Origin of the sequence: Pseudomonas sp. 22526 (genome assembly GCF_052044735.1) — a bacterium.
GTDB classification, from domain to species: Bacteria; Pseudomonadota; Gammaproteobacteria; order Pseudomonadales; family Pseudomonadaceae; genus Aquipseudomonas; species Aquipseudomonas piscium.
On the sequence record NZ_JBQENK010000013.1, the window covers coordinates 120,806 to 139,036 of the forward strand.

The window sequence follows — 18,231 nt, forward strand, 5'->3', positions numbered from 1 at the left end:
TCTCTACTGTGAAGGTCTGGCCAGCTTATCCCGGGCTTTCGTCCACTCTGTTAGGCGAGCTGGAGCACTTCATTACCTTTGAGCTAATACACTCATGGAAATCCGTCATTTCCGCTATTTCCTGGCGGTGGCCCGGCAACGCAATTTCACCCGCGCCGCCGAACAGCTGGGCATCGCGCCGCCGACCCTGAGCCGGCAGATCCAGGACATGGAGCAGGCCCTGGGCACCCGCCTGTTCGTGCGCCAGCAGCGCGAGGTCAGCCTGACCGAGGCCGGCGCGGCCCTGGTGCGCGAGGCCGAGGCTACGGTGCGCCAATTCGAGTTCGCGCAACGTAACGCCCAGCGCGCCGGGCGCGGCGAGATCGGCCATATCGAGTTGGGCTACGTGGCCTCGGCGGTGTATTCGGGGCTGCTGCAAAAGCAGGTGCAGCGCTTCAGCCAGGACTGCCCGGATGTCAGCCTGAGCGTGCGCGAAAGCCCGATGGCGGCGTTGCCGGGGCTGGTGGCCGAGGGACGGTTCGACATCGGCTACATCCGCTCGCCCATGACCCTGCCTGAAGGAGTGGAGGCCGTCCGCCTGGATGCCGAAGGTTTTGTCCTGGCACTGCCCGCCGAGTCCTGGCTGGGGCGCTTGCCGGAGATCGCCCCGGCCCATCTGTACAACGAGACTTTCGTTCTTCCGGAACAGATCAGCGGCACCTTGCAGGTTGCCGCCGAAGGCGGTTATGCGCCGAAACTGGGGTCGCAGCCCGGTGGCCTGGTGGCGGTGCTGGCCCTGGTCTCCCTGGGACAGGGCGTGGCCGTGGTGCCGGAATCGGTGGTCGGGCACGTGGGGCTGCCCAATGTGTTGTACCGGCCGATCCAGGGCAGCGCGGCGTCGTCCTGGCTGTCGCTGATCCACCGTCGTTTCGAGAAGGCGCCCGCGGTGGCGCGGTATATCGAGCAGGTCAGGTATGGATTCCGCGAGCATTCCTGAGTAGCCCTACGCACTCGACGGGCTTTAGCGATGGCGTCTGGCCTGATACACCCAGTTGCCCCTATCGCCGGCAAGCCTGGCTCCTACAGGACAGTGCATCCCTGCGCTTCTGTAGGAGCGAAGCTTGCTCGCGATAGCGCTGGCCCAGGCGCCGCTAAGATCTTGAAATGATTTCCCGATAGGAAATTTTCCTTGAGGTTGTAGGATTCAAGTCCGTTTTTCTTTACAGGACTTGCATGAACACCCTCTCGGAGCCTCCCAGTCGTCCCTCTCTCTGGACGCCTCAGCCTTTCCCCGTTCGATCCGCCTCGCGGCGCCTTCCGTCAGCCTTAGGGCGCGACCGTTACCCCGATCTTCCTGTTTTTCGCTGCTCGCCGTCGGTTTTCGCAACCCTTGGGCGCTGGCCTGTGTTCGCCGTTCAAAGGCCTTGTGGCCTTGCCTTGCCGTGCCCGGCTGTCTGAATTCACTGGAGAGATAGAGTCGTCTTTATGGAATGGATAATGGACCCCACGGCCTGGCTTGGCCTGTTGACCCTGATCGTGTTGGAGCTGGTGCTGGGTATCGACAACCTGGTATTTATCGCGATCCTCGCGGACAAGTTGCCGCCTCATCAGCGTGACCGTGCGCGGATCATCGGCCTGTCCCTGGCGCTGATCATGCGCCTGGGCCTGCTGGCGAGCATTTCCTGGTTGGTGACCCTGACCGCGCCGCTGTTCGAGGTATTCGGCAAGAGCTTCTCCGGCCGTGACTTGATCATGCTGTTCGGTGGTGTGTTCCTGTTGTTCAAGGCCACCATGGAGTTGCATGAGCGTCTGGAAGGTCATGTCAGCCAGCGCACCGGCAACGCCGCTTACGCCTTGTTCTGGCCGATCGTGGCGCAGATCGTGGTGCTGGACGCGGTGTTCTCCCTGGACGCGGTGATCACTGCCGTGGGCATGGTCGACGAACTGGCGGTGATGATGATCGCGGTGATCATTTCCATCGCCCTGATGATCGTCGCCAGCAAGCCGCTGACCCGCTTCGTCAACGCCCACCCGACGGTGATCATGCTGTGCCTGGGCTTTTTGATGATGATCGGTTTTGCCCTGACCGCCGAAGGCCTGGGCTTCCACATCCCGAAAGGCTACCTGTACGCGGCCATCGGCTTCTCGATCCTGATCGAGCTGTTCAACCAGATCGCCCGTGCCCGCCGCAAGAAGTCCGTGCAGGGCCTGCGGCCGATACGTGAGCGCACGGCCCATGCGGTGATGCGCCTGCTGGGCGGTCGCCAGTTGGCGGTGGAGGAGGTGGGCGAGGAGATCGTCGACCTGCTGGACAATGGCCAAGCGCCGAGCGCCGAGCTGTTCGACCGCCGCGAGCGGGTGATGATCAGCGGCGTGCTGCAACTGGCCGAGCGACCGATTCGTACCTTGATGACAGTGCGCGCCGACGTCGACTACATCGACCTGGCGGACGATGCCGAAGCCATCCGCGACAAGCTGATGCATTCGTCCTACTCGCGCCTGCCGCTGATTCGCGATGGCGCGGTGGAAGAGCCGCTGGGCTTCGTGCACAAGAAGGAACTGCTCAAGGAATACCTGGCCGGTAACGAGCCGAACCTGGAGCACCTGGCGCGCACGGCGATCAACCTGCTGGACAGCTTCTCGATCCTCAACGCCCTGGAACAGATGCGCAAGGCCTCGACCCACATCGCGTTCGTGATCAACGAATTCGGCGATTTCGTCGGCGTGCTGAGCATGACCGACATCCTCGAGTCCATCGCCGGCGAGCTGCCCGACGCCAGCGAAATCGAAGGCCCGGACATAGTCGAAGAACAGGGCGGCTTCATGGTCAGCGGCGCCTTGAACCTGACGCAGATTCGCCAGCGCACCGGCTTCAATGCCGAACCGACCGAGGACTACCAGACCCTGGCCGGGCTGGTGATGAGCCTGCTGGACCGCTTGCCGGTGATTGGCGACCGACTGCAATGGCAGGACTGGACGCTGCAGGTGGTGACGGTGGAAGAGCGGCGGGTGACCCGGGTGTTGCTGTTCAAGGAGCAGGCTGCTTGATCCATGAGGTCAGAAACAGCCGGGCTGGCGCCCTGATGCCTGTGTAGGAGCGAAGCTTGCTCGCGATGGTCGTTAACGGTAACGCGTGTTTACTGGGTAAACGCAGCGCTCTCAAGTCCATCGCGGGCAAGCCTCGCTCCTACAGACATTAGGCGCCAGCCCGGCTTTTTTGTACGCGCCATCTGGCTGCCCGGGCGAGAGGCTTCGCGTAGTGCGGCCTGCCGATGGTTAAGTTTTGCTTAAAAGCTTTCAACCCCGCGGCCGATTATCATTCCCGGACAGCTGCCGCAGACTGGTTTCGTATCTCCATGCACCCTTGTTCTTGCCGCGAGGGTCTTGAAACGAGCGGTCTATGTCAGTCAATCCCGCAATACCTCCGCAGCCTGCCCTTGTCGAATGCCCCGCCATGGCGGAGCTCTCCGCCACGGCGGCCATCCACTCGGCCCTGGCCTGTTGCCAACTGCTGCTGCAACTGACCCAGGAGCGCGCGCCACAGGCCGCCGACCCGGGAGACGAGCGCGACCTGCGTCGGGCGCTCAAGGACTATGCGCGGGGCGCCGGCGTCGACCTGCGTTTGGAGCGTCTGGCGCTGGCCCGGCTGAGCCCGAAGATGCTGCCCCTGGTCTGGCGCGACCGCAGCGGCGCTTTTGTCCTGCTGGCGCGGTTGTCCGACGCGCAGGCCCTGGTGCAACGGCCGACAGCCCATACCCCGGATGTGCTCGACCGCGCGCAGCTGGCCGAGGAGTGGAGCGGCGAGGTGATTCGCCTGCGCCAGGGCGGCCTGCGTTTCGATCTGTCCTGGTTCGTTCCCGAGCTACTGCGCCACCGGCGGATACTCGGCGAAGTGTTGCTGTGCTCGCTGCTGCTGCAAGTGCTGGCCCTGGCGACCCCGTTGTTCTTCCAGGCGGTGATGGACAAGGTCATGGTGCACCGGGCGCTGTCGACCCTCGACGTGCTGGTGATGACCCTGGTGGTGGTCGGCCTGTTCGAGGTGCTGCTCAAGGGCTTGCGCGAATACCTTTCGGCGCACACCGCCAATCGCATCGATATCGGCCTCGGGGTCAAGCTGTTCCGCCACCTGCTCGGCCTGCCGCTGCTGTACTTCAAGCAGCGCCAGGTAGGCGCGATCATCACCCGGGTCCAGGAGCTGGACAGCATCCGCGAGTTTCTCACCGGCTCTTTGCTGACCCTGTGCGTGGATGTGGCTTTCACCCTGGTGTTTTTCGCGGTCATGGCCTGGATTTCCTGGCCGCTGACGCTGCTGGTGCTGCTGACCCTGCCGCTCTATGTGCTGCTGGCCTGGGCCAGCAGCGGCCCGCTGGAGAAACGCATCGAGCGGCAGTTCTACAGCGCCGCGCGCAACACGGCCTTTCTCAATGAAAGCGTAAGCAGTAGCGAAACCATCAAGAGCCTGGCGGTGGAACCGCGCATGCAGCGGCGCTGGGAGGCGCAGACGGCGGAGATGGTCGAGGCCGGTTTTGCCAGCCAGACCCTGGGCAGCGCGATCAGCCAGATGGTGACGCTGTTGCAGAAAGTCACGGCGGTGGCGGTGATCTGCTGGGGGGCGAGCAAGGTCATCGACCTGCAGATGACCATTGGCCAGTTGATCGCCTTCAACATGATGCTGTCCCACGTCAGCCAGCCCCTGGCCAAGCTGATCGAGGTCTGGCAGCAGTTCGTCCGGGTGCGGGTGTCGGTGGACAAGCTGGGTGACATGCTCAACCTGCCAGTGGAGCAGGCCGAGGGGGATCAACGCCCGGCGCAGACCCTGCGTGGCGAGGTGCGCATCGAGCAGGTGACGTTCCGCTACCGCCCGGAACTGGAGCTGGTGCTGCGTGGCCTGGACCTGCATATCGCCGCCGGCCAGACCCTGGGCATCGTCGGGCCGTCCGGGTCGGGCAAGAGCACGCTGACCCGCCTGCTGCAAAAACTCTACACCCCGGACGCCGGGCGCATCCTCATTGACGGCATGCCGCTGCAGCAGCTGCAGCCAGCCTGGTTGCGCAGCCAGATCGGCGTGGTGCTGCAGGAAAACTACCTGTTCAACCGCAGCGTGCGGCACAACATCGCCCTGCGCCATCCCACGGCGTCCCTGGAAAGCGTGATCGCCGCGGCGCGCCTGGCCGGCGCCCATGACTTCATCCTGCGCCTGCCGCTGGGCTACGACACGGTGCTGGCCGAGGCCGGCAGCTCGCTGTCCGGTGGCCAGCGGCAACGCATCGCCATTGCCCGGGCGCTGATGGGCGACCCGCGGATCCTGATTTTCGACGAAGCCACCAGCGCCCTGGACGACGAATCCCAGGCGCTGATCCAGGACAACATGGCGCGCATCGCCGAGGGGCGCACGGTGATCATCATCGCCCACCGCCTGTCCGCGGTACGCCATTGCCAACGCATCATCGCCCTGGAGCAGGGGCGTATCAGCGAGTCAGGCAGCCACCATGAACTGCTGGCCAACGGCGGTTGTTATGCGCGCTTGTGGGCACTGCAACAGGCGCTGCACAAGGAGGCCGAATGATGCGTGGCTTATTGACCTCCTTGCGACGCGCCTGGCAGCAGCTGCGCGAGACGCCGGCGCTGCTCAAACGCAGCCGCGACGAATACGAATTCCAGCCTGGTTACCTGGAGATTGTCGAGCGCCCGCCCGCGCCCTGGGCGCGCGGTACGGCACTGCTGTTGATCCTGTCGATCCTGCTGGCCCTGGGCTGGGCGATCCTCGGTTTCCTCGACATTCATGCCAGCGCCGCCGGGCGCCTGATGGTTTCCAGCTACACCAAGGTGATCCAGGCCCATGAGGCCGGTGAAGTGCGGGCCATCCATGTGCGTGACGGGCAGCGGGTCAAGGCCGGCGATGTGCTGGTGGCGCTGAACCCGATCGGCATCGACGCCGAGTTGAGCGAGTTGCGCGCGCAACTGGCGTTCAAGCGTCTGGAACTGGCCCGGGCCCGCGCGCTGCTGACCCCGGACCCGCTGGGCAGCTACCTGGCGCCGGACGGCCTGGACGCGGAACAGCTCGCGGCGGCGCGGGAACAGTTGGCGAGCACCTGGAAGGAGATCCGCGCCAACCTCGACAGCCTCAACGCCGAGATCGCCATCAACCAGGCCAGCCAGCAGGCCCGCAACAGCGAGATCGCTGCCCTGGGCAAGCTGGCCAGCAACGTCCGCCGGCGCCTCGATGCACGGCGGGCGATGGCGGCCGAACAGTTGATGCCCCGGGTCGAATTGCTCGAACAGGAAAAGGAGCAGCTGGAGGTCGAGCGTTCCCTGGCCCAGCAACATGCCGAGTTGCAGGTGCTCAAGGCCCAGGCACAGAACCGCCGGGAGCAGCGCGACAGCTTCCTGGCCAGGACCCAGCGCGAGCAGCACGACCTGCTCAACCGCAGCCACCAGGATGTCGCCGTGCTCGAACAGCAACTGATCCGTGGTCGCGACCGCCAGCGCCTGCAAACCCTGCTGGCGCCGGTGGACGGGGTGGTCCAGCAACTGGCGGTGCATACCCTGGGCGGCGCGGTGCAACCGGCGCAGCAACTGCTGGTGATAGTGCCCGAGGGGGCGGAGCTGGATGCCGAGGTCATGGTGCTGAACAAGGACGTCGGTTTCGTCAGGGCCGGCCAGCCGGTGGAGATCAAGGTCGACGCCTTTCCCTACACCCGCTACGGCACCTTGCGCGGCACGGTCGAGCATGTCTCCGGCGACGCCATCAAGGACGAACAGCTGGGCCTGGTATTCCCGACGCGGATCCGCCTGGAGCGCGCCGCGATCGCCGCGGGGCAGGGGTGGATGCCCTTGCAGGCCGGGATGAGCGTGACCGGCGAGATCCGCACGGGCGAGCGGCGGGTGATCAATTACCTGCTGGGCCCGATTCGCGAGTATCAGTCCGAAGCGTTGCGGGAGCGTTGAGTATGACCACTGCCTTCAATCCCGCGGCCGAACAGTCGCCGACTGTCCTCGATACCGGCCTGCACGCCCTGGCCTGGGCCGCCCGGCGTTTCGACCTGAGCATCAGCGCGGCGCAACTGAACCACCGCCTGGGGCGGGTCGAGGGCCTGGCCGACAGCCTCGACCTGCGGCGCTGCGCCGGCTGGATCGGCCTGCGGGCGCGGGCGGTGCAAAGCCAGGCGCGGCGCTTGCAGCACCTGCCGTTGCCGGCGCTGCTGGAAACCAGCCAGGGCTGGGCGGTGCTGGACGCGGTGGACGGCGACCAGGTGCGGCTGTTCTGGCCGTTGCAGGGGCAGTGCCAGGACTTGTCTCGCGAGGAGCTTGAAGCGCTGTGGCAAGGCCAGGTGCTGCTGCTCGCCGAGCGGCATGTCGAGCCCAAGGCGCGCGGTTTTGGCATCGGCTGGTTCCTGCCGTCGATCCTCAAGCACGGGCGGCAGTTTCGCAGCGTGCTGCTGGTGTCGCTGATGCTGCAACTGGTGGCGCTGGTCACGCCGCTGCTGTTCGAGAACATCATCGACCGGGTCCTGGTCAGCCGCGGCCTGTCCAGCCTGCAGGTGCTGGGCATCGCCATGCTGGCCCTGGCGCTGTTCGAGCCCTTGTTCGGCCTGCTGCGGTCCTGGCTGTTCAGCAACGTGGCGAGCAGGATCAACGCCGAGTTGTCCGCGCGCCTCTACCAGCATCTGATCCAGCTGCCGCTGGGCTATTTCCAGGGCCGGCAGACCGGCGAGATCATCGCCCGGGTCGGCGAGATGCAGCAGATCCGCCAGTTCCTCACCGGCTCGGCCCTGACCCTGGTGCTGGACCTGGCCTTCTGCGGGCTGTTCATCGCCGTGATGTATGCCTACGCACCGCTGCTGACCTGGGTGGTGGTCGGCTCCCTGGCCTTGTACTTCCTGTTCTGGCTGTGCGTGGGGCCCTTGCTGCGCAGCCGGGCCTTGCGCGAATACGAGTTGAACGCGGCCAACACCGCCTTTCTCACCGAGGCCGTGACCGGCATCGAGACCATCAAGACCGGGGCCATCGAAGGCGGCTTCCAGCAGCAGTGGCAACGGCAGCTGGCGGCCTATGTGCGCGCGGCGTTCCACACCCGCATCGTCGGCATCTGGGCCGGGCAGGGCATTGGCGTGATCCAGAAACTCACTGCGGCGCTGTTGCTGTGGTGGGGGGTGATGCTGGTGCTGGACGGCCAGTTGAGCCCCGGCCAGCTGGTGGCCTTCAACATGCTGGCCGGCCATGTGGTGGAGCCGATCCTGCGCCTGGCCCAGGTCTGGCAGGACTTCCAGCACACCCTGATTTCCCTGCGGCGCCTGGGCGACATTCTCGACACCGAGTGCGAAAGCGGCAGCGGCGGCCTGGCCTCGGTGCCGGCGTTGCAGGGTGGGGTGAGTTTCCAGGGGGTGCGCTTTCGTTATGAGGAAGACGGCCAGGAGGTCCTGCGCAGCCTCGACCTGGAGATCCAGCCGGGGGAATTCGTCGGCATCACCGGGCCTTCCGGTTCCGGCAAGTCGACCCTGACGCGCCTGTTGCAGCGCCTCTATGTGCCCCAGCACGGCCGGGTGCTGGTGGACGGTATCGACCTGGCCATCGCCGACCCGGTGGCCCTGCGCCGCAACATGAGCGTGGTGCTGCAGGAAAGCGTGCTGTTCGCCGGCAGCGTGGCCGAGAACATCCGCCTGTGCCGGCCCCAGGCCAGCGATGCCGAGGTGCAGCACGCCGCCAGACTGGCGGGGGCGGCGACCTTTATCGAAGCCCTGGCCCAGGGCTACGAGACCCAGGTCGGCGAGCGCGGCGGCCAGCTTTCCGGCGGCCAGCGCCAGCGCATCGCCCTGGCCCGGGCCCTGTTGAGCAACCCCGGGATCCTGCTCTTGGACGAAGCCACCAGCGCCCTGGACTACGAGTCGGAAGCGGCGGTGATGGCCAACCTGCAGGGCATCGCCCAGGGCCGCACGGTGATCAGCGTGGCCCATCGCCTCAATACCCTGCGCCACGCCGACCGGATCCTGGTCATCGACCAGGGCCGGGTGCTCGAACAGGGCACCCACGAACAGCTGCTCGCCCTGGACGGGCTGTATGCCCGGCAGTGGGCCTTGCAGATGAAGGATTGAACCGCTGACCCACTGACGGCAGGAGAACGCACGAACCAGGCATCTCTCCCCACCCCGGATATCTACCCCGGAGAACTACCCGATAGGCAGCCTTTCGCGGCGCGAAGGGCTTGGCTCAAAACAGACAAAGGATCACTGCAATGGCTTCCATGTCCAAGGACTTCACGCGCCTGCTCAATACCCTGATCGATCAACAGGTCAAGGCGGCAGGCCGGCAAACCGAATGGTTCAACATGAGCGCCGACGAGCGCGCCACGTACATCGCCCAGGTCGGCGAGCGCCTGCTGGAAATGCAGCAGAGCACCCTGAGCGTGCTGGCCGCCCAGCACTATCAGATGCAGGACAACCCGGTCTCGGTCGGCGACCAGTTGCAGACGCTGCAGCAACGCCGCCAGGAGATGAACGCCATCCCCGACACCCCGGCGACCAGCGCCTACAAGCTGCAACTGGACCGCGACATCCTGTTGTACAGCCGCCAGCAGACGGCGATCAGCCACTATGACAGCACCTGGAACACTGCCCTGGGCATGCTCAGCCCCGGTGGCGCCAAGCAGCTGGAAATCAAGGGCCTGAAGGCCGATGCCCTGGCCAAGCAGGGCAAGCTCAAGGGGCGGATCGAGCGCCTGGAGCAGCAGTTGACCATTCAGGTGGCCGACTCCACCTTCAGCCAGAAATACGTGAAGCTGTTCTCCGAGCTGCAGGCCTACAAGGAAGTCAGCGCCCGCTACAACAGCTTGCTCAAGGCCGCGCCCGAGCAGCAAGCCGCGAGCCTCGGCGCGCTGGCCAAGCCGCCCCGGGCCTCCGACGATCTGCCGGTGAATATTTCCCTGCTGATGATGGAAGAGCGCCCCGGCTACGTCCGCATGAACGTGGCGCTGGTCAATGCCAGCACCGATGGGCGCTTCAAGGACTTCTTCCTGGAGAACGGCAGGCTGGTGGTGCCCACCGACGGGGTGCTGAACTTCTCCTTCGGCACCGCGGCCCGCTCCCTGGCCTGGCAGCAACAGTACCGGCTGAAGAACGAGCCGCCGTCCTTCCGCTCGCCGACCTACGCGCCGATCCGCTCGGTGCTGGTCAAGACTTCCTTCGTCGAGCAGTACTTCGCCAACCACCTGGTATCGGAAAGCTCCTTGCGCGAAGGCTTCAAGGCCCAGGTGCTGGGCAACGGCCACAAACTGCTGTTGACCAGTGTCGATCGCAAGGTGCCGAACCAGGTCGGCATCCAGGTTTCCGGCCAGTCGCCCAGCACCACCGTTACCCGCGAAGTGCCCCTGGCCGGCGCCTTGAGCGAACTGATCAACCAGAACGCGGACATCGCCAGCTTCCAGACCATCGGCCTCGAAGATTTTCGCCAGAACAGCTACCACCCCGACCGTGACGGCGTCTTCGTCAATATCCACGAGCTCGAACGCTCGGTGGGTTTTGCCGAGCGCCAGTACCTGCTGGAAATGCCTCAGGGCGGCGATTACCGTGCTGCGACGCCTTTTGCGCTGATGACCCTCGACGGCGACAAGGTCAGCAGCAGCCACCTGAGCAAGACGCAGACCGACGCCCTGTATCAATACAACGCGGCGTTTTTCGACAAGCTGGAACAACTGCGCGACGGCGGCATCAAGGCCAGCCGCCTGTTCGAAGGCAGCAGCGAACGCGCGACCTTCGTGCAGCAGCTGACCCGCTTGCTCGAGCGCAACCACATCACCCCGGCCGGGGTGCTGGTGCCGGAACACAGCCGCGCCAGCCTGCGCGATATCAAGGGCAACAACCTGAACAAGGTGCTCTGGGAGCAGGCCTTCGCCGCGTCGGTCTGGCAGAGCCGCGACAACGACGCGCTGCTGTTCGGCCTGGCCGACAAGCTGGTGCAGAACCAGGCGCTGGCCAAGGTCCTGCAAGGCGGTTATGTGCAGAGCGACATTGCCCAGGCCAAGTTGCTGCTGGCGCCGCTGTACGAGCCATGGCGGGCCCGGGCGATCGACGCGGAAACCCAACGGGTCGCCGCGGCCAACGCGGCGCAGCATCCGGATAATCCGAAAGTGCATGTCTTTGATCAGGTAGTGGTGGAGCGCTCCCTGGACAGCAAGCTGCTGACCCTGTTGCTGCGCGGCCCCGCGGGGCTGGAGCAGGCCGATGGCAAACTGCGCCCGACGGTCGAGGCGCTGCTGTCGAGCGACCAGGGCCGCAGCCTGCGCAAGCAGGCGCTGTTCCATGCCCTGCGCCCGGTGGCCGACAGCTTTTCCAAGGCCGCGGTGCCGGTCAATGCCCATGCCGCGCTGGCGCCGCAGAGTGGCGCCGACAAGGTCATGATCAACAACCGGCTGAATCAGCCCGACCCCTACCTGATCCTCAATACCCACCCGGAGCAGGCCCAGGCCGACACCACCTTCCTGATCGCGGACGACAAGTACCGCAGCTACAGCCAGTTCCGTCCCGACCCGGGCAATGCCGCCACCCGCTACATGAACGACCTGGACACGCCATTCGTGGGCGGTATTTCCGGGACCACCCAGACCGTCAGCAATGCCTTGCCGGAGTTGTTCGGTGGCGCCCTGAGCGTCAAGCAGTACTGGCAGTTCCAGATGGCCAACGCGGCCTTCATGATCCGCAACGGCTATCACTCGTTCTTCGAGACCCTGTATGTCGCCGCCCGCTATGAACCCCAGGGTCCGGGCAGTATCGGCCAGGACCTGCTGCAGATGTTCGACCGCTACCGTGCTGAAGGCAGCAAGGAGGCGCTGCACGGCGAGCTGTACGACGGGGTGATGGCCCGCGTGCTGCCCATCGTCAACCAAGGCTTGCCGGCGGCCGAGGAGTTCCATCCGCCGCGCTTCACCAGCGTTGGCCCGCTGCCCGCGCTGCTGGGGCAAGCAGCGAAGGACCTGCAGCTCAAGACCGGGCTGGCGTCCCTGGGCACCGGGTTCGAACCGCGCCAGGGCAGCGCCGACATCCAGCAGTTCGCCGCCGACCCTGTGCAGTTCGCCAAGACCCATACCCTGAGTGCCGAGGCCCTGGTCAAGTCGGGACGCTTGCCGGCCCAGGGCAACGTGCAGTTGGTCAAGGTCGCGTCGAACCTGTACGAGCTCGAATACACCGAGCACAGCGCCAATGACATTGCCGGCAGCGGCGTCGACAGCGTGCCGGCGTATTTTCTCGGCTACAACGGCCCGAACCAGGCCAATGCCGCGCCGGCCTATGTGGACATTCCCAAGCACGCGGCCGCGGGCAGCTTCCTCTTCACCGGGACCTTGTCGGGCTGCTCGCTGGTGGTGACCAGCCTGGACGCCAACACCTTCCGGGTCTACCACGACGGCCGGGTCAACAGCTCGCTGCTGTACGACAACGTGGTGATGGCGGTGGACTACAAGGACTATCAGGTCGCCGGCACCGCCGAGGGCCTGGCCGCGGCCTACATGCAGTACGTCGATGGCCAGTGGCAACTGGTGTTCCAGCGCCAGGAGTACCAGCGCGAAGGCCAGATGGTCTGGCCGAAGCTGCGCGACGGTGCCCAGCCCCTGGCGATCCAGACCGCCGACAGCCAAGTGGTGGAACGCAACCGGGTCGAGTTCGCCGCCTACCGCGAGCAGGTGCACCAGAACCTGAAGAAAGTCGCGGCGCAATTTGGGGTTCCGGTCGAAGGGGTGTCTGACGGTGTCTACGAAGGCGGTGCCTTTTCTCCCGAGCATCCGGCGATTGCCGCCTGGAACCAGCTGCGCGAAGCGGTCCAGGCCAAGGTCAACGCCGATATCCAACAGCTGGCCGACAAGCGCTACCAACTCCAGCAAGACCGGCGCACGGCCAGCGACAAGGGCCTGATCGACCAGCAGATCAAGCAGCTCAACCTCACCCAGGACTACTACCGGGCGCAGTACGACCCGGTGTTGCGCGAAGCCGGCTCGGTGGAAAAGACCTGGCTCTGGCAGCAGATCAAGGCCAAGGAGGGGAGCGCCGCGGTGGTGCGCACCGACGATACGGCGATCCAGGGCGCAGGCGAGGAGCGGGCCAGCAGCGTCGGCGAGCGTTATACGATTGCCGAGGCCTATCAGCGGGGCGCGCGCGGCACGGCGTTCAGCGATGGTCTGCGGGATTTCCGCGAGATCAAGATCCCCGGGGTGGACGACAGGATGTCGGCCCTGGAGATGAAGCGGCTGTTTCTCGAGGGTAGGCTCAGCCCTCGTGAGCGTGGTGCCCTGAGCGGGCGCATCACGGAAACCGCCCAGGCCGAGTACATCGACAAGGTGCTGCGCCAGACCGCGGTGTTCAGCGAAGACTTCCACAAGGCCGGCAGTGTATTCGGCCAGCTGGCGCCGCAGGACTTCTACCTGTCGCTGGTAGGTGACCGCTCCGGCGGCCGTTGCTACCCCCTGGTCCGGGCGATGGCCGTGGCCCTGGCCAGTGGCGGCGAGGCGGGCGTCAACAGCCTGGTGCAGAAGCTGTTCCTGGCTTCCGCCGACCCTCAGGCCGGCAGCTCGACGCTGCTCAAGAACAGCCTGATCCGCCTGCATTCCAATGTCGAAGCGGTCCAGGCGTCGAAGGAATTGGGACAGTTCAAGCTGGCCGAAGTAGTCTCGCGCCTGGCCGCCAGCACCGGCACCTCGATGTTTGCCCTCAACACCCAGAACCACTCGATGATGGTGGGCAGTACACAGACCGCCGAGGGTCGTCGCTACTACTTCTATGACCCGAACGTGGGGATCTTCGCTTTCGACTCCACCAAGGGCTTGTCCAAGGCCATGCAGCAGCACCTGGTGACGCGCAACCTAGCCGCGCACTATGGCTCGTTCGGCACAAAGTCGCTGCCGGCCTTCAATCTGATCGAGATCGACACCGGCAAGATGGCCGAGGTACCGGTGGGCAACGGGCTGAATGTGGCCGATCTGTCCCGTCCCGAGGAGCTGGCCGGAGTCATCGGCCAGCGTCGCCAGGTCGAGCAGGCGGTGGACGCCCAGCAGCGCGTCAGCGAAGACCTGCGCCTGGGGGCAGCCTTGACCACCTTCGACGCCGAGCAGTGGGGCGCGCGCTTCGAAGTCGCCAGCACCCGCCTGGCCCAGGAACATCAGTTGGGCAGCCAATGGATACCGATCATTGCCAACATCGAGGAGCAGAAGGAGGGCGGCTATCGGGTCCAGTTCATCAACCGTGACCAACCCGAGCAGACCCGCTGGCTGGCCACCGACGACGGCACCTTTGTCGAGTTCCGGCGTTTCGTCGATGAGCACATGCGGGTGTTCAACGAGCACTTCACCCTGGAGCATGGCCAGATACGGCCCCGTGCCGGCGTTAGCGAAGCATCGCCGGTGGACGGCCTGAACGCCGGCTTCGCGGTACAGACGCTGATCCAGTGGTTTGCCGACAGGAACCGCAAGGACAGGGCCCAGGGCACGGTCTCGCCGGACCTGGCCACGGCGCTGAAGATCCACAGCTACCTGGGCCTGGCGCAGATCGGCCATGGCACCTTGCAGGACGTGGTCAAGGTCACCGAACTGGTACAGACCGCGTTGCGCGGCGAAGCCATGGCCGCGGAAACCTCGCTCAAGGACTTTGCCTCGACCCTGGGCCACACCGTCAACGAAGGTGCGGGTGTGCTGTTTGGCGGGGCCATGGTCGGCCTCGATGCCTATGAACTGGCCCATGCCGAGAACGATGTGCAGAAGGCGGTGTTCGGCACCCAGCTGGCGTTCGACTCGGCCAGCTTCGTCACCGGCGCGGCCGGGGTCGGCGCCGGGCTGCTCGGCGCCTCGACGGCGGCCGCGGTGCTCGGCGGCGCGGGGGTGATCCTCGGCGGCCTGGCGGTGGGCTTCACCGCGCTGGCCCAGGCCTTCGGCGCGGTGGCCGAAGACGCCAAGGCGGTCGGACGCTACTTCGATACGGTCGACAAGGCCTACAAAGGCAACGGCTACCGTTACGACGCGGAGAAGAAGGTGCTGGTGCCGCTGGCCGGCGCGGTGGTCAAGCGCCTGGACCTGCGCAACAACCAGATAGGTTTCGACAGCCAGTACATTTACCGCACCCACCACGGTTCCACCGGTTCCGGGGCGATCAACTACTTCTTCTGGGCCGGGGATTTCCCGCAGATGATCCACGACCGTGGCCAGGCGATCGAGGTGCGCAGCGGCATCGGCTACAAAGATGCCACGCGCACCCTGGAGCATGGCGACAGCACGGCGGTGATCCTGCCGGGCACGCCCAAGTCCTACATCAGCTACGAGTACATGATCCTGCCTGGGTCCACCACCCGGCATGACACCGGTTTCGACGTGATCCGCAGGCTCGAGGAAGACCGGCGCTTCGACTACGACTTCTACATCTTCCCGAGCGAGGAGACGATCCGGCGGATTCGCCAGGAGTACGTCGACACCCCGATCGAGGTGCTGCTCGATTCGCGCGACCGGCAACTGGTGATACCCGAGCTGCCCAAGGAGCTGTACGGCTATCTGAACTACCAGATCAAGGGCGCGGGCGGGCGCTATCTGGTGGGCCTCAATGAAGGCACCCGGGTCGATCTGTCCAGCGAGTCCGGCACGCCGTCGCGCTGGATCATCGACAGCAGCCAGCTGGCGAGCGAGAGCATCAGCGTGTCGAAGGACCAGCTGGTGGTGGGCGGCGTGGTGGTCAAGCTCGACCCGGCGCACAACGGCCAGGTGCTGGTGGTCAATGCCAAGGGCGAGGTGCGCGAAGTCGATTTCGCCGGCATGAGCGCTCGGGTGGTGGAGGAAGACGCGAGCAAATGGCAGCTGCCTGGCCAGCGTATCGAACAGCACCTGAGCGAACTGGCCAAGGCCCATCAGCTGCACGGTCAGTATGTGGTTGTCGATAACTACAGCCACGAAGGACGCAATGTCGGCCGGGCGTTCTACGATGTCGCCAAGAACCGCATGTTGTTCACCGACACCCAGGTGGAACAGGCCAGGAGCGCCCAGTTGGGGGCGGTCATCGGCGAGCATGCCTACTTCGTCGACGCCGAGAATTCCGCGGCGTGGCGGGTCGAGATCGCCACCGGCAAGGTCGATGCGCAGTTCGCCCCGTCGTTCAACCAGAGCGCGGGCCGGATCAGCCGGTTCTGGCAAGAGGGCGACGCGGTCTACCTGGCCCGTCGTTATCAGCTCAAGGAGCGGGAGGCCGAGCTGAACTTCCGCATCATCGGTGACCGGATGGAGCTGGTCGGGGTGGTCGGCGATGACGCATTGCTGCAACTGTCGGCACGTACCGGCCAGCATGGCGATGCGCTCAAGGCCATGCTCCAGGGCTACCAGAGCCAGACCACGCAGCGCGCCACCCCGGTGTACAGCCTGGGCGCGCCGATGATGGAGCCGAGCGCCGCGGCGCTGGTGACGGTGTTTGGTCTGGATAACGCCAAAGTCGCGCACCGCTACTGGGTGCGCACCAGCGACGGCACGGTGATCAAGCCGAACCTGGCGCCTCCGGCGGGTCAGCAGCCGCCGCTGGATGCCCAGGGCAAACCCCAGAGCGCCTGGCCGATTCCGGCGGATCTGGTGTTCGCCGGCAGCATGCCGCAGCTCGCTGGCCAGGAAGTGTTTTTCTTCTACAGCCAGAAGGAGAAGGTGCTGTTCCGCCAGGAAGGGCCGGGGCAGAAAGTCCTCGACGGTAGCCAGCCGAGCGCCTTGCGCCTGGCCACGCCGACCCTGGCCAATGTGCTCGAACTCAACGGCCATCTGGTGGCCGTGACCGAGGACGGGCGTGTCGCGCGGATCGAGGCGACAGGGCGCCTGAGCTATGAAGCGGTCAACGAGCATTGGCTCAAGGGCCGCAGCACCTGGTGGAAGGACCTGGCCAGTGTCAACGGCAGTAACGCCACCCTGGCGGTATTCGGGGCCAAGGCCGCCGATGGCAAAAGTGCGCTGCCGGTGTGGTACCACAACGGCCAGGTGATCGTGGCGGCGTCCTCGCTGCAAGGCAAGCCGCTGCAATTTCTCGGCTTCGACAGCGCCAGCTCCAGCGCGCGGCTGTTCGAGCCCGAGAGCGGCAAGCTCTACCTCCAGGCACCGATGACGCCCGAGGCGCTGGCGACCGCGTTCGGCGGCGACGAGGTGCTTGAGGCCTCGGCGCAGCTGCCCGCCGCCACGCTGCCGATGCCCGAGGTGCAACTGCGCTCGGCGGTCCAGGTGGATGCCGGGTTGCGGCTGACGACGGTGCAGGGCGAAGTCCTGCTGCGCACCAACAGCGGCGATGTGCAGCTGGTGGCGGTCGACAAGGGCTGGCAGCAGCAACACCTGGGCAATCTGCCCCAGGCGCTGGCCAAGGTGACGGAGCAGTGGCGAGCCAAAGGCGTGTTGACCTTGCAAGGCGCCGACAGCCAGGGCTGGTTCGATGTCGCCAGCGGGCAGATGTTCGCCAGCACCGGCATACCCGCCGCGAGCGACCTGCGCTTTATCGGGGTGGCCGCCGAATCGCAGCGCTCGGCCTACGTCTACAGCCCGACGGAGCAGGCGCTGTACAAGGTCAAGCAGGGGGCTGCGCAGAAGCTCGGGCACTACGGCAATGTCGAGCGCATTGGCTCCTCGCTGCTGCTGCAGGGTGGGGGCGTCGGCGGTCGTCAGGACGAACTGGCGTCGCCGCTGATCTCTGGGGTCGACAGCGTGGTGCTGCATGGTGGCGGTGCCAACGACACCTACCGCTTCAGCCCGGCGATGTGGGCGCACTACCGCACAGTGGTGATCGACAACGATGACCCGGGTCAGGCCCTGGACCGCCTGATCCTGCCGGTGGCCGACGGCAAGAACATCCTCGTCAGCCGTCAGGGCGAGAACGTGCTGCTGACCGACGCCGGCACCGGCACGGCCCTGGTGCTGCGCCAGGTGTTGGGTAGCCAGGCCGCGGCGCATCGGCATCTGCAGATCGAGCTGCAAGGCGACTCATCGGTGATCAGTGTCGATCATCTGGTGAAGGGCTTTGCCCAGGCGGGTTCGGCCAAGGACGCTTTGTTCGAGCTGTCCTCGCGCGAGCGCCAGAGCGTGCCGACGGCGAACGACATCGCCTCGGTGACGGAGGCCGAGGGCCCCAGCCTGGCCAAACTGAGCGGGGCCATGGCCGCCTTCGCCGACACTGGCGGCGCTCGTGAGCACCTGCCGCAAAACCGTCAGGCCGCCCAGGCGGTGCTGGTGCCTTCACTGACCTGACCACGCAGGAGCAACCACGGGAGGGGCGCAAA

General features: G+C 65.7%; 6 protein-coding genes. All 6 read left to right on the plus strand.

Going from position 1 to position 18,231, the window contains the following annotated elements:
* The first annotated feature begins 94 nt into the window (after positions 1–94).
* A complete protein-coding gene (locus ACTJKT_RS20300) occupies positions 95–976 on the plus strand; it encodes a LysR family transcriptional regulator (protein ID WP_440788322.1) in 882 nt (293 codons plus the stop codon).
* Between the two features lie 488 nt (positions 977–1,464).
* Positions 1,465–3,027, plus strand: a complete 1,563-nt coding sequence (locus ACTJKT_RS20305) for a TerC family protein (RefSeq protein WP_440788323.1) — start codon at positions 1,465–1,467, stop codon at positions 3,025–3,027.
* 406 nt (positions 3,028–3,433) lie between these two features.
* Positions 3,434–5,545, plus strand: coding sequence for a type I secretion system permease/ATPase (locus ACTJKT_RS20310; RefSeq protein WP_440788324.1), 2,112 nt, complete (start codon positions 3,434–3,436; stop codon positions 5,543–5,545).
* Positions 5,542–6,927 carry an HlyD family type I secretion periplasmic adaptor subunit gene (locus ACTJKT_RS20315; RefSeq protein ID WP_440788325.1) on the plus strand — a complete coding sequence of 462 codons (1,386 nt, stop codon included), beginning with the start codon at positions 5,542–5,544 and terminating at the stop codon, positions 6,925–6,927. Before ACTJKT_RS20310 ends, ACTJKT_RS20315 begins: the two co-directional genes overlap by 4 nt.
* Before the next feature lie 2 nt (positions 6,928–6,929).
* A complete protein-coding gene (locus ACTJKT_RS20320; protein ID WP_440788326.1) occupies positions 6,930–9,071 on the plus strand; it encodes a type I secretion system permease/ATPase in 2,142 nt (713 codons plus the stop codon).
* Positions 9,072–9,211: 140 nt separating this feature from the next.
* Positions 9,212–18,199 carry a TcdA/TcdB pore-forming domain-containing protein gene (locus tag ACTJKT_RS20325; RefSeq protein WP_440788327.1) on the plus strand — a complete coding sequence of 2,996 codons (8,988 nt, stop codon included), beginning with the start codon at positions 9,212–9,214 and terminating at the stop codon, positions 18,197–18,199.
* Positions 18,200–18,231: the final 32 nt, after the last annotated feature.

Coding starts and splice junctions, on each gene's coding strand:
- ACTJKT_RS20300 (WP_440788322.1), top strand. CDS start 95: ATGGAAATCCGTCATTTCCGCTATTTCCTGGCGGTGGCCCGGCAACGC.
- ACTJKT_RS20305 (WP_440788323.1), top strand. CDS start 1,465: ATGGAATGGATAATGGACCCCACGGCCTGGCTTGGCCTGTTGACCCTG.
- ACTJKT_RS20310 (WP_440788324.1), top strand. CDS start 3,434: ATGGCGGAGCTCTCCGCCACGGCGGCCATCCACTCGGCCCTGGCCTGT.
- ACTJKT_RS20315 (WP_440788325.1), top strand. CDS start 5,542: ATGATGCGTGGCTTATTGACCTCCTTGCGACGCGCCTGGCAGCAGCTG.
- ACTJKT_RS20320 (WP_440788326.1), top strand. CDS start 6,930: ATGACCACTGCCTTCAATCCCGCGGCCGAACAGTCGCCGACTGTCCTC.
- ACTJKT_RS20325 (WP_440788327.1), top strand. CDS start 9,212: ATGGCTTCCATGTCCAAGGACTTCACGCGCCTGCTCAATACCCTGATC.